This window comes from Pseudomonas sp. G3-39 (assembly GCF_054790485.1).
In genome coordinates this window covers 1,189,775-1,201,683 of sequence record NZ_CP186497.1, presented here as the reverse complement: position 1 = coordinate 1,201,683, position 11,909 = coordinate 1,189,775, and the positions used below count along the sequence as shown (strand labels likewise).

The 11,909-nt window shown below is 59.5% G+C and carries 13 protein-coding genes; 2 read left to right on the top strand and 11 right to left on the bottom strand.

From position 1 onward, the window contains the following. Positions 1-110: 110 nt before the first annotated feature. Positions 111-434, top strand: a complete 324-nt coding sequence (fdxA, locus tag ACOYXG_RS05315) for a ferredoxin FdxA (RefSeq protein WP_003222178.1) — start codon at positions 111-113, stop codon at positions 432-434. Positions 435-1,047: 613 nt separating this feature from the next. Here fdxA and rpoS read toward each other — a convergent pair. From rpoS to ACOYXG_RS05275, 8 genes are all read right to left on the bottom strand, one after another. Continuing rightward, positions 1,048-2,058: an RNA polymerase sigma factor RpoS gene (rpoS, locus tag ACOYXG_RS05310; protein WP_007964304.1), complete on the bottom strand. Its 1,011-nt coding sequence runs from the start codon at positions 2,056-2,058 to the stop codon at positions 1,048-1,050. Between the two features lie 105 nt (positions 2,059-2,163). Next, on the bottom strand, positions 2,164-3,045 hold the full coding sequence (locus ACOYXG_RS05305; protein WP_460356314.1) for a peptidoglycan DD-metalloendopeptidase family protein: 882 nt from the start codon (positions 3,043-3,045) through the stop codon (positions 2,164-2,166). A gap of 212 nt (positions 3,046-3,257) precedes the next feature. Continuing rightward, a complete protein-coding gene (locus tag ACOYXG_RS05300; protein ID WP_169841266.1) occupies positions 3,258-3,893 on the bottom strand; it encodes a protein-L-isoaspartate(D-aspartate) O-methyltransferase in 636 nt (211 codons plus the stop codon). A gap of 41 nt (positions 3,894-3,934) precedes the next feature. Beyond that, positions 3,935-4,684 (bottom strand): 5'/3'-nucleotidase SurE, encoded by a 750-nt coding sequence (gene surE / locus ACOYXG_RS05295; RefSeq protein ID WP_047601272.1) that lies wholly within the window; start codon positions 4,682-4,684, stop codon positions 3,935-3,937. After that, the gene (gene truD / locus ACOYXG_RS05290; protein ID WP_460356311.1) at positions 4,672-5,730 is read right to left on the bottom strand and encodes a tRNA pseudouridine(13) synthase TruD; all 1,059 of its coding nucleotides are present in this window, start codon (positions 5,728-5,730) and stop codon (positions 4,672-4,674) included. Before truD ends, surE begins: the two co-directional genes overlap by 13 nt. Next, entirely contained in the window at positions 5,727-6,200 is a 474-nt protein-coding gene (gene ispF / locus ACOYXG_RS05285; RefSeq protein WP_460356308.1) for a 2-C-methyl-D-erythritol 2,4-cyclodiphosphate synthase, read from the bottom strand. The genes truD and ispF overlap by 4 nt, the downstream gene beginning before the upstream one ends. 43 nt (positions 6,201-6,243) lie before the next feature. Then, positions 6,244-7,089, bottom strand: a complete 846-nt coding sequence (fghA, locus tag ACOYXG_RS05280) for an S-formylglutathione hydrolase (RefSeq protein ID WP_460356306.1) — start codon at positions 7,087-7,089, stop codon at positions 6,244-6,246. 65 nt (positions 7,090-7,154) lie between these two features. Further along, positions 7,155-8,267: an S-(hydroxymethyl)glutathione dehydrogenase/class III alcohol dehydrogenase gene (locus ACOYXG_RS05275; protein WP_027611042.1), complete on the bottom strand. Its 1,113-nt coding sequence runs from the start codon at positions 8,265-8,267 to the stop codon at positions 7,155-7,157. Positions 8,268-8,382: 115 nt separating this feature from the next. On the opposite strand from ACOYXG_RS05275, the gene ACOYXG_RS05270 reads away from it, so the two are divergent. Beyond that, positions 8,383-9,279 (top strand): LysR family transcriptional regulator, encoded by an 897-nt coding sequence (locus ACOYXG_RS05270; protein WP_007964295.1) that lies wholly within the window; start codon positions 8,383-8,385, stop codon positions 9,277-9,279. Between the two features lie 143 nt (positions 9,280-9,422). Here the strand turns inward: ACOYXG_RS05270 and ispD are convergent, their stop codons facing one another. The 3 genes from ispD to eno form a co-directional block, all read right to left on the bottom strand. After that, a complete protein-coding gene (ispD, locus tag ACOYXG_RS05265; RefSeq protein WP_460356301.1) occupies positions 9,423-10,130 on the bottom strand; it encodes a 2-C-methyl-D-erythritol 4-phosphate cytidylyltransferase in 708 nt (235 codons plus the stop codon). Beyond that, a complete protein-coding gene (ftsB, locus tag ACOYXG_RS05260) occupies positions 10,127-10,405 on the bottom strand; it encodes a cell division protein FtsB (RefSeq protein WP_007964293.1) in 279 nt (92 codons plus the stop codon). The genes ispD and ftsB overlap by 4 nt, the downstream gene beginning before the upstream one ends. Positions 10,406-10,576: 171 nt before the next feature. After that, positions 10,577-11,866, bottom strand: coding sequence for a phosphopyruvate hydratase (eno, locus tag ACOYXG_RS05255; protein ID WP_003222156.1), 1,290 nt, complete (start codon positions 11,864-11,866; stop codon positions 10,577-10,579). Positions 11,867-11,909 lie beyond the last annotated feature (43 nt).

The window sequence follows — 11,909 nt, the reverse complement described above, 5'->3', positions numbered from 1 at the left end:
CGGTTTGGGATGCTGCTGGCTAATAGCCTGGCTGGCAGACATCGCTCCCGAACATGGCGACCCCAACCGTGAAGGGGCTACGCTGCCGCCGCCTGAGGAGAAAATTAGAAATGACCTTCGTCGTCACCGACAACTGCATCAAGTGCAAGTACACCGACTGCGTAGAAGTCTGTCCGGTGGACTGCTTTTACGAAGGCCCGAACTTCCTGGTGATTCACCCGGACGAGTGCATCGACTGCGCCCTGTGCGAACCGGAATGCCCGGCCGTCGCGATTTTCTCCGAGGACGAAGTTCCGGAGGATATGCAGGAGTTCATTCAACTGAACGTTGAATTGGCCGAAATCTGGCCGAACATCACCGAGAAGAAAGAATCGCTGCCGGATGCCGAAGAGTGGGATGGCGTCAAAGGCAAGATCAAAGATCTCGAACGCTGATCTGTCGCGCGTTACCAAAAGGCCCCTTGCGGGCCTTTTTGCTTTTTCGGATTTTACTTTTCTACAGGCAAAAAAAGGGGCGGTTTGACCCGCCCACATTTTTTCCCTATTCCCTGTATTCCTTTTCATCGTCCTGATGAATCGCGTCCTGCGATGTCCGTTCCCCTCTTCCTTGAAGGGCGTGTCTGTCCGTCGACACAGTGCTGATACTAGAGAGTTCCCTGCCGAGAGCAATCGGCCCGGCGGGGTGAAAGTCGCTGTAATAAGCACTTCATATTAAAAAATAAGCATATAAATCAATTGGTTAAAAACGACTCTCGGCAGAAGTCGACGTCTACCGTCCTGCAAAAATGGGGAACGCTTACGAAAGAGTAAGCCAAGGCTTACACCGCAAGACTACAAACGATGGAAATGCTGACCATTTGTCCGGCAATGAACTTTGTGGCGAGGGAGCTTGCTCCCGCTTGAGTGCGCAGCGCTCATGAACCTTTAGGGTTGCTGTGCAACCCGGCGGGAGCAAGCTCCCTCGCCACAGACAGACTTCAGCCGATCTCCGAACCATAAAAAAACCCCGAACCAGTCGGGGCTTTTTATGGGCGGGCGTCAGAGGCGCTTACTGAAACAGCGACTCGCTCGACAGGCCATTCTTCTCGAGGATTTCGCGAAGGCGCTTGAGGCCTTCCACCTGGATCTGCCGCACCCGTTCACGGGTCAGGCCGATCTCCAGGCCTACGTCTTCCAGCGTGCTGCTCTCATGGCCGCGCAGGCCGAAACGGCGTACGACCACCTCGCGCTGCTTGTCGGTCAGTTCCGAGAGCCATTGATCGATGCTCTGCGACAGGTCGTCATCCTGCAGCAGTTCACATGGATCGGTCGGACGGTCATCCGTCAGGGTGTCCAGCAGGGTTTTATCCGAATCCGGACCCAGCGAGACATCGACCGAAGAAACCCGCTCGTTCAGGCCGAGCATGCGCTTGACCTCGCCCACCGGTTTTTCCAGCAGGTTGGCGATTTCTTCGGGTGAGGGTTCGTGATCGAGCTTTTGCGTCAGCTCCCGTGCCGCCCGCAGGTACACGTTGAGCTCCTTGACCACATGGATCGGCAACCGGATGGTCCGGGTCTGATTCATGATCGCGCGCTCGATGGTCTGACGGATCCACCAGGTCGCGTAGGTCGAGAAGCGGAAGCCACGCTCGGGATCGAACTTTTCCACTGCGCGGATCAGGCCGAGGTTACCCTCTTCGATCAGATCGAGCAGCGACAGCCCCCGATTGACGTAACGCCGGGCGATCTTCACGACCAGCCGCAGGTTACTTTCAATCATGCGCTTGCGCCCGGCAGGGTCGCCACTTTGCGACAGACGCGCAAAATGAACTTCTTCCTCCGGGGAGAGCAGTGGTGAAAAGCCGATTTCGTTGAGATACAGCTGCGTGGCATCGAGTGCCCGAGTGTAGTCGATGTACTTGTGTTGTTTAAGTGAAGCGGATTGTCTGGATTTGGAACGAACGGAAGGTGGAGCAGCCCCTTCATCATTCGACATCGAAGATTCCGAATCGATGCCGGCCTCCATAAGGAGAACCTCATCGTCGATGTCAAACTCCGGCACTTCTTTACTGAGAGCCATTGTTATAGTCCTTTGGTGAGTTCGACCCCAAGCTCAAGCGACGCCTTTATCCTTGGCAGCGCTGGAGCCTGTCCCCTCTACGCGACGGAACAGGCTGGCCTCAAATCAACGTTTGGGCAGGAACTGCAGCGGATCTACAGGTTTACCTTGGCGGCGAATCTCAAAATGCAGTTTCACCCGGTCTGTACCCGTGGACCCCATTTCGGCAATTGTCTGTCCGACCTTGACCTGCTGCCCCTCCCGTACCAACAGCCTGCGGTTATGTCCGTAGGCACTGACGTAGGTTTCGCTGTGTTTGATGATGACTAATTCGCCGTAGCCCCTTAAGCCACTCCCGGCGTAAACCACCGTCCCATCAGACGCAGCTAAAACAGGCTGTCCCAAATCTCCGGCGATATCAATTCCTTTATTCAAACTACCGTTTGAAGAGAATTTTCCAATCAGAATGCCATTAGATGGCCATCCCCAGCCGGTCGGGGCCGGGCCCGGTGGAGGCATCGGAGTCGGAGCCGATTTGTTCGCGACGGACGGTGCAGCCCCCGCGGCAGCGGCTCCGGAGCCGGTCACGGTGGTGGTCGTCGTGCCATTCGCCTGGCGCCGGATTACCGTGGTTTTGCTCGACGATGATGGCGCGGAACCGCCGTTGCTCACCACCGCTGTCGGTGTTGAACCGGTGCGGCCGTCAAAGCGAATTGTCTGACCCGGGTGGATGGTATACGGCGTAGGAATATTGTTCCGGGCCGCGAGGGCTTTGTAGTCCCAGCCGTAGCGAAAAGCGATGGAAAACAGCGTATCGCCCGGACGGACTACATACTGCCCGGTCGTGACGGCCGGACGCTGGGCCGCCGCGCTGTTGCGATCGACCACCCGCACGTTGCTCGATTTGGTGCTGGAGCAACCGACCAGCAGGGTGCTCAATACAAGGCCAGTCACCAGGCGCTGAAAGCTCGTGTTACCCATACGCTGCGCAATGACTGTGAGACTCACCCGCCGCTCCCTTTGTGGTGGCTGAAATATGTGGAATGCCGAATCGCGGCAAGTAGTGTCGCAAGTATAACGGGCCGAACCGGCTTTACCGTTAAAGATGCGAAAACACTTCACGCACACGTTTGCCCTTGGACAATTCGTAGCGTTTAAACCATCGCTGCCGATGTAAGACACAGGCCAGCGCGAGGAATTCAGCGTCCGCAAACAAATGCTCAGGCCAGCGGGCCATTGAGCAATGGCACGAAGCGCACAGCTCCCAATACGTGACGGGAAAAGCCGTGTTCTTCACGCACGATCAGCATCAGTTGCTGCACTTCCCCCGAGCCGACCGGAATCACCATCCGCCCACCCGGTGCCAGTTGATCGAGCAAGGCCTGCGGCACGTCGGTCGCGACTGCGGTGACGATGATGCCGTTGTACGGCGCCAGCGCCGGCCAGCCTTCCCAGCCATCACCCCAGCGGAACACCACGTTGCGCAGGTTGAGTTCGACCAGGCGTTCCTTGGCCCGATCCTGCAGAACCTTGATGCGCTCGACCGAAAATACCCGCTCGACCAGTTGCGACAGCACGGCGGTCTGATAGCCCGAACCGGTACCGATCTCCAGCACCTTGTCCAGCGGCCCCGCCTCCAGCAGCAGCTCGCTCATGCGCGCCACCATATAAGGCTGGGAGATGGTCTGGTTGTGGCCGATCGGCAGCGCGGTGTCTTCATAGGCGCGATGCGCCAGCGCTTCATCGACAAACAGATGACGCGGCGTACGGCGGATCACTTCCAGCACCTTGGCGTTGGACAGGCCTTCTTCATACAGGCGCTGGATCAGACGTTCACGGGTGCGCTGCGACGTCATGCCGATGCCACTGCGCAGTCTGTCTTCGTGTTCACGAGCCATCAGCGCAGTTCCTCCAGCCAGCCGTCGAGACTTCTGAAGGCATCATTGAAAGTGCGATCGAGCTGTAACGGCGTGATCGACACATACCCCTGCATCACCGCATGAAAGTCGGTGCCCGGGCCGCCGTCTTCGGCATCACCGGCCGCAGCAATCCAGTAGCCGGCCTTGCCACGCGGGTCGACCACTTTCATCGGCGCCGCAGCCCGGGCGCGATGGCCCAGACGGGTCAGTTGAATGCCACGAATATGATCGATCGGCAGATTGGGAATGTTCACGTTCAGCACCGTGCGCGGCGGCAGGTCCAGCCCGGCGTGGGCCTCGACCAGTTTGCGCGCGAAATGTGCCGCTGTCGCCAGGTTGTCCACCTGTCGCGAACACAGCGAAAACGCAAACGAAGGGCGCTCGAGAAAGCGCCCTTCGAGGGCTGCCGCCACAGTGCCGGAATACAGCACGTCATCGCCCAGATTGGCGCCGAGGTTGATCCCGGAAACCACCATGTCCGGCTCGCGCTCCAGCAGGCCGTTGAGGCCCAGGTGCACACAGTCGGTCGGCGTACCGTTGAGGCTGATGAAACCGTTTGCCAGGTATTGCGGGTGCAACGGACGGTCGAGCGTCAGCGAACTGCTGGCGCCGCTTTTGTCCTGCTCCGGGGCGATAACCACGCACTCGGTGTAATCCGCCAGCGCAGCATAAAGCGCGGCGAGACCGGGTGCTGTTACCCCATCGTCGTTAGAAATCAGAATACGCATGGGCTGTCCGTCTGCCCCACCGGCACCAGATCAACGAGTTCGCGCACCAATACGGTGGCGAAGCATCCGGCCGGGAGGACGAATTCCAGTTGCAGAATGTCAGGCTGGGGATAATGCCACGACAACCCGCCAATGGGCAGCCGCAGGATGCGACGTTCGTGGCTCATTCCGGCATTGATCAACCAATCGCGCAGATCCGCCTCACGCTCGGCAATCCCCTGCTCCAGATCATGGACAGCGCCAGCGGCGGGTGAGTCACCTTCGCCCCACTGCGGACCGGTCGGGTGCAGGTCGAGAATCGCCAGGCGCGGATCGCTGCATTCGGCAACCCCGGCCGGGAAGAAACTGCGGCTGTCGGTAAACGCCAGCAGGTCGCCGACCTGTGCCTGCTGCCAGGTGCCATCGGCCACCCGGGCGGCCAGTACCTGATTGAACAGAAAACTGCGCGCCGTCGATAGCAGCCGCGAGCGCACATTGCGCTGCTCCGGTAGCGCCTTGCGCGCCGCCCAGGCACGCGCATCAACGACGTTACCGCCGTCATGGCCGAAACGCTGGGCGCCGAAATAATTGGGAATGCCTTGCTTGGCGATCAGTTGCAGACGCTGCTCGATCGCATCCTTGTCCCCGGCAAACTGGGTCAGGCGCAAGGTGAAGCCGTTCGCCGAATGCGCGCCGCGTTGCAGCTTGCGCTTGTGGCGCGTGGTTTTAAGGATCTTCAGCGTGTCGTTTTCCGCCGCCGACAGATCCGGATCAGCCTTGCCCGGCAGTTGCACGCTGAACCACTGACGGGTCAACGCCTGACGATCCTTGAGCCCGGCATAACTGACGGTGCGCAACGGCACGCCGGCTGCCTTGGCGATGCGCCGCGCTGCTTCTTCGGTGTTCAGGCCACGTTTTTCGACCCAGATCCACAGGTGTTCGCCATCGCCACTGAACGGGATGTCGAGCACTTCATCGACCTGGAAATCTTCGGCAATGGCTTTCAGTACGGCGGCGCCGAGTGGTTCGCCATAGGCCCGCGGGCCAAGCAATTGCAGTTCGTTCATGCGCGCAGCAACAAGGCAACGGAATGCACGGCGATGCCTTCTTCGCGACCGACAAAGCCGAGCTTTTCGGTGGTGGTAGCTTTCACGTTCACTTGATCCAGTTCAACTTGCAGATCGGCGGCGATCAACGCGCGCATGGTTTCGATATGCGGGGCCATTTTCGGCGCCTGAGCGACGATGGTGTTGTCGACGTTGCCGACTTTCCAGCCCTTGGCGTGGATCAGCGCGACCACATGCCGCAGCAGCAAACGGCTGTCGGCGCCCTTGAATTGCGGGTCGGTGTCCGGAAAGTGCTTGCCGATATCGCCCAGCGCGGCCGCGCCGAGCAAGGCATCGCTCAAGGCATGCAGCAGGACGTCACCGTCGGAATGAGCGAGCAGCCCGAAGCCGTGTGCAATACGCACGCCGCCCAGAGTAATGAAATCGCCTTCAGCGAAACGGTGAACATCGTAGCCGTGGCCAATACGCATAAAAAAACGCCCCGATTTTTGTCAGGGCGTGATTCTACCTGCATTAACCGCGCAGGGCGCGTGCGTGATGCTGCAAGTGGTCGTCAATGAAGCTTGAGATGAAGAAATAGCTGTGGTCGTAGCCCGGTTGCAGGCGCAGCGTCAGCGGATGACCCGCTTGTTTTGCAGCTTGTTGCAGGGCTTCGGGTTTGAGCTGCGTGGCGAGGAAGTCATCGCGATCCCCCTGATCGACCAGCAACGGCAGTTTCTCGTCGGCTTCAGCAATCAGCGCGCAGGCATCCCATTCTTTCCACTTGGAACGGTCTTCGCCCAGATAGCGGGAGAATGCTTTCTGCCCCCACGGACAATCCATCGGGTTGTTGATCGGCGAAAACGCCGACACCGACTGATAACGCCCCGGGTTGCGCAGCGCGCAGACCAGTGCACCGTGACCGCCCATGGAGTGGCCGCTGATGCTGCGTTTGTCCGACGCCGGGAAATGCGCTTCAACCAGTGCAGGCAATTCCTGCACGACATAGTCATGCATCCGATAGTGCCGCGACCACGGTTCATGCGTGGCATTCAGGTAGAACCCGGCGCCAAGGCCGAAATCCCAGGCGCCATCTGGATCACCCGGCACATCCGGGCCGCGCGGACTGGTGTCCGGCGCGACGATGATCAGACCGAGTTCGGCGGCCATGCGCATCGCCCCGGCCTTCTGCATGAAGTTCTCGTCGGTGCAGGTCAGACCGGACAGCCAGTACAGCACCGGCAGCTTGCCACCCTGCTCCGCTTGCGGCGGCAGGTACACGGCGAACACCATGTCGCAACCAAGCACGTCGGAACGGTGGCGATAGCGCTTGTGCCAGCCGCCGAAACTTTTCTGACAGGAGATGTTTTCCAGACTCATGTAAAGACTCCTACGCGGCCCCGGCTATAAACCTTCAAGGTCTGTAGCCGTGGCGTCGCGATTGATCAGAAATGAATGACGGTGCGGATGCTCTTGCCTTCGTGCATCAGGTCGAAGGCCTTGTTGATGTCTTCCAGACCCATGGTGTGGGTAATGAAAGTATCCAGCGGAATCTCGCCGCTCTGCGCCATGTCGACATAGCTTGGCAACTCGGTACGACCACGCACGCCGCCAAATGCCGAACCACGCCAGACGCGACCGGTCACCAGCTGGAACGGACGGGTCGAAATTTCCTGACCGGCACCGGCAACACCGATGATCACCGATTCGCCCCAGCCCTTGTGGCAGCATTCCAGCGCCGCGCGCATCAGTTGCACGTTGCCGATGCACTCGAAAGAGAAATCGACGCCGCCGTCGGTCATGTCGACGATCACTTCCTGGATCGGACGATCGAAGTCTTTCGGGTTGACGCAATCGGTGGCGCCCAACTGCTTGGCGATTTCGAACTTGGCCGGGTTGATGTCGATGGCGATGATCCGCGCAGCCTTGGCTTTCACTGCACCGATGACTGCCGACAGACCGATGCCGCCGAGACCGAAGATCGCCACAGTGTCACCCGGCTTGACCTTGGCGGTGTTGATCACCGCGCCGATACCGGTGGTTACACCGCAACCGAGCAGGCAGACCTTTTCCAGCGGCGCATCCTTGGCGATTTTCGCCACGGAGATTTCCGGCAGTACGGTGTATTCCGAGAACGTCGAAGTACCCATGTAGTGGAAAATCGTTTGGCCCTTGTAGGAAAAGCGCGAAGTGCCGTCCGGCATCAGGCCTTTGCCCTGAGTGGCTCGAATCGCCTGGCACAGGTTGGTCTTGCCCGACTTGCAGAATTTGCACTGGCCGCATTCCGGGGTGTACAGCGGAATCACGTGGTCACCGACGGCGACCGAGGTGACGCCCTCGCCGATGGCTTCAACGATCGCGCCACCTTCGTGGCCGAGGATCGACGGGAAGATACCTTCCGGATCCGCGCCGGACAGGGTGTAGGCGTCAGTGTGGCAAACCCCGGAAGCCACCACGCGCAGCAACACTTCACCGGCCTTGGGCATGGCCACATCGACTTCTACGATTTCCAGCGGCTTCTTGGCCTCGAAGGCAACGGCGGCGCGCGACTTGATCATGCTGACTCTCCAGTGAATCCAATGAATAAAAAACCAGACCGGCAGTGTAGTTCAGCGCCAACTGATTAATAATCCGGACAAATGCAAAATATTATTGCTGTACAGGGATAATCAAATGTCCGAAAACCGCTGGGAAGGTATCGACGAATTCGTCGCCGTCGCCGAATGCAGCCAATTCACCGCTGCGGCCGAACGCCTTGGGGTTTCCTCCTCACACATCAGTCGACAAATCGTACGGCTGGAGGATCGATTACAGACGCGCCTGCTCTACCGCAGCACCCGTCGTGTGACCCTGACCGAAGCCGGTCAGACCTTTCTGCAGCATTGTCAGCGCCTGCAGGACGGTCGCGAAGAAGCTCTGCGCGCGGTCGGCGACCTGACCAGCGAACCGAAAGGCATGCTGCGCATGACCTGCGCCGTGGCCTATGGCGAGCGGTTTATCGTGCCGCTGGTGACGCGGTTCATGGGGCAATACCCGCAACTGCGCGTTGATATCGAGCTGAGTAACCGCCAACTCGATCTGGTGCATGAGGGACTGGATCTGGCGATCCGTCTGGGCCGATTGCAGGATTCTCGATTGGTCGCCACCCGCCTGGCGCCGCGTCGGATGTACCTGTGCGCGTCTCCGTCCTACGTGGAACGGTATGGCCGCCCACACAGCTTGTCGGAACTGAGCCGGCACAATTGCCTGATCGGCAGTTCGGATCTGTGGCAACTGGAACAGAACGGCCGGGAATTTTCCCAGCGCGTACAGGGAAACTGGCGCTGCAACAGTGGGCAAGCGGTGCTGGATGCGGCGCTGCAAGGGGTCGGCCTGTGTCAGTTGCCGGACTATTACGTGCTGGAGCATTTGCACAGTGGTGCGCTGATTTCGCTGCTGGAGGCGCATCAGCCGCCGAATACGGCGGTGTGGGCGTTGTATCCACAGCAGCGGCATTTGTCGCCGAAGGTGCGCAAGCTGGTGGATTTCTTGAAGGAAGGGTTGGCCGAGCGGCCGGAGTATCGGGGCTGAGTGATGGGTTGCTTGAACGATCGCCTTCGCGAGCAGGCTCGCTCCCACAGGGGATCGGCGGTGCATGCAAATTCGGGGTCAGGCGCAAATCAAATGTGGGAGCGAGCCTGCTCGCGAAGGCAATCTGACAGGCTCCACAGCAATCAGCGGCGATTGGCCCAGCGCTGGCGCAACCACTCCAGGTCTTCCGGCCGGGTGACCTTGAGGTTGTCCGCCCGCCCTTCGATCAGACGCGGCGCCAGACCGGCCCACTCCATCGCCGAGGCTTCATCGGTAATCACCGCATCCGCCACCAGACTGTCAGCCAACGCCCGATGCAAGGCACCGAGACGGAACATCTGCGGCGTATAGGCTTGCCAGATCACGCTGCGATCCACGGTTTCAAGCACACGACCGTGCTTGTCGACCCGCTTCAGGGTATCGCGCGCCGGCACGGCCAGCAGACCGCCGACGGCATCATCCGCCAGTTCAACCAGCAACTTGTCGAGATCGTCGCGACTCAGGTTGGGCCGTGCCGCATCGTGCACCAGCACCCAGTCATCGTCATCGGCACCCTGCGCATGCAAATGCAGCAAAGCGTTCAGCACCGACCCGGAACGCTCCGTGCCGCCCTCGACCCGCTGAATCCGCGAGTCGCTGGCGCAAGCCAGGTTTGGCCAATAAGGATCATCAACAGCCAGACTGACCACCAGCCCCTTGAGGTTCGGGTGATCAAGGAAACAGCCGAGGCTGTGTTCGAGAATTGTGCGCCCGCCCAGTTGCAGATATTGCTTGGGACGGTCCGCGGCCATTCGGGCACCGACGCCCGCGGCAGGAATCACGGCCCAGAAGGCCGGCAGGGAATCGATCATTGCGCGAGCTGGTAAAGGGTTTCACCGTCCTTGACCATGCCCAGCTCATGGCGAGCCCGTTCTTCAACGGTCTCCATGCCTTTCTTCAATTCGCTGACTTCAGCGTCCATCACCCGGTTGCGCTCCAGCAGGCCTTCGTTCTCGGCGTGCTGATCAGCAATCTGCTGCTTCAGCTCGGCGACCTGCGCCAGACTGCCATTGCCCACCCACAGGCGGTACTGCAGACCGGCCAGCAGCAAGAGCAAAACGAGAAACAACCAGTAAGGACTGCGCATCGAATATCAGGTATCCAGTGAAAAAAGACAGCCACGCGAAAACTTTGAAACGTCTGATAGCACGAAGCCTGGAAGATCCAGGCTTGTGCATGTAAGGCATCAGATTAGTGGCAAATCCATCGCTGTCACGACTTTTCCGACACAATCCGGTGTCTTTTTACCATCTACTGCTTAACCGCGGAACTCGGAGCGACCGTTGTACTTGGCTTTGCCATTCAACTGCTCTTCGATACGCAGCAGTTGGTTGTACTTGGAAACGCGGTCGGAACGGCACAGGGAACCGGTCTTGATCTGGCCAGCCGAAGTGCCCACGGCCAGGTCGGCAATGGTCGAATCTTCGGTTTCGCCCGAACGGTGCGAGATCACGGCGGTGTAACCGGCAGCCTTGGCCATCTGGATGGCTTCCAGGGTTTCGGTAAGGGTGCCGATCTGGTTGAACTTGATCAGGATCGAGTTGGCGATCTTTTTATCGATGCCTTCTTTCAGGATCTTGGTGTTGGTCACGAACAGGTCGTCGCCGACCAGTTGGGTCTTCTCGCCGATCTTGTCGGTGAGGATCTTCCAGCCAGCCCAGTCGGACTCGTCCAGACCGTCTTCGATCGAGATGATCGGATAACGTTCGGTCAGGCCTTTCAGATAATCGGCGAAACCTTCAGCGGTGAACACCTGGCCTTCACCGGACAGGTTGTACTTGCCGTCTTCGTAGAATTCGCTGGCCGCGCAGTCCAGCGCCAGGGTCACGTCGGTGCCCAACTTGTAACCGGCGTTGGCCACGGCTTCGGAGATCACTTTCAGCGCGTCTTCGTTGGACGCCAGGTTCGGTGCGAAACCGCCTTCGTCGCCAACGGCGGTGCTCAGGCCACGGGCCTTCAGCACAGCTTTGAGGTGATGGAAAATCTCGGTGCCCATACGCAGACCTTCCGAGAACGTCTTGGCGCCAACCGGCTGTACCATGAACTCCTGGATGTCGACGTTGTTATCGGCATGCTCGCCACCGTTGATGATGTTCATCATCGGCACCGGCATCGAGTACACACCCGGGGTGCCGTTCAGGTTGGCGATGTGTGCGTAAAGCGGCAGGTCCTGGTCCTGTGCAGCCGCCTTGGCCGCAGCCAGGGACACGGCGAGGATGGCGTTGGCGCCCAGGGTTGCCTTGTTTTCGGTACCGTCGAGCTTGATCATCGCGTGGTCGAGGGCTTTCTGGTCGCTTGGGTCGGTGCCCAGCAGCAGATCGCGGATCGGACCGTTGATGTTGGCTACCGCCTTGAGCACACCTTTGCCCAGGTAACGGCTCTTGTCGCCATCACGCAGCTCGAGCGCTTCACGCGAGCCAGTGGATGCACCGGACGGCGCGCAAGCGCTGCCGATGATGCCGTTGTCGAGAAGCACGTCCGCTTCCACGGTGGGATTGCCACGGGAGTCGAGAACTTCACGACCTTTGATGTCGACGATTTTTGCCATTGTTGTAAACACTCCAAAGTTGACGAAAACGACGCAGCTAGAG

Excerpts from the sequence above, each read along its gene's own strand:
- fdxA (WP_003222178.1), top strand. The coding sequence starts at position 111 with ATGACCTTCGTCGTCACCGACAACTGCATCAAGTGCAAGTACACCGAC.
- rpoS (WP_007964304.1), bottom strand. The coding sequence starts at position 2,058 with ATGGCTCTCAGTAAAGAAGTGCCGGAGTTTGACATCGACGATGAGGTT.
- ACOYXG_RS05300 (WP_169841266.1), bottom strand. The coding sequence starts at position 3,893 with ATGACGTCGCAGCGCACCCGTGAACGTCTGATCCAGCGCCTGTATGAA.
- surE (WP_047601272.1), bottom strand. The coding sequence starts at position 4,684 with ATGCGTATTCTGATTTCTAACGACGATGGGGTAACAGCACCCGGTCTC.
- truD (WP_460356311.1), bottom strand. The coding sequence starts at position 5,730 with ATGAACGAACTGCAATTGCTTGGCCCGCGGGCCTATGGCGAACCACTC.
- ispF (WP_460356308.1), bottom strand. The coding sequence starts at position 6,200 with ATGCGTATTGGCCACGGCTACGATGTTCACCGTTTCGCTGAAGGCGAT.
- fghA (WP_460356306.1), bottom strand. The coding sequence starts at position 7,089 with ATGAGTCTGGAAAACATCTCCTGTCAGAAAAGTTTCGGCGGCTGGCAC.
- ACOYXG_RS05275 (WP_027611042.1), bottom strand. The coding sequence starts at position 8,267 with ATGATCAAGTCGCGCGCCGCCGTTGCCTTCGAGGCCAAGAAGCCGCTG.
- ACOYXG_RS05270 (WP_007964295.1), top strand. The coding sequence starts at position 8,383 with ATGTCCGAAAACCGCTGGGAAGGTATCGACGAATTCGTCGCCGTCGCC.
- ispD (WP_460356301.1), bottom strand. The coding sequence starts at position 10,130 with ATGATCGATTCCCTGCCGGCCTTCTGGGCCGTGATTCCTGCCGCGGGC.
- ftsB (WP_007964293.1), bottom strand. The coding sequence starts at position 10,405 with ATGCGCAGTCCTTACTGGTTGTTTCTCGTTTTGCTCTTGCTGCTGGCC.
- eno (WP_003222156.1), bottom strand. The coding sequence starts at position 11,866 with ATGGCAAAAATCGTCGACATCAAAGGTCGTGAAGTTCTCGACTCCCGT.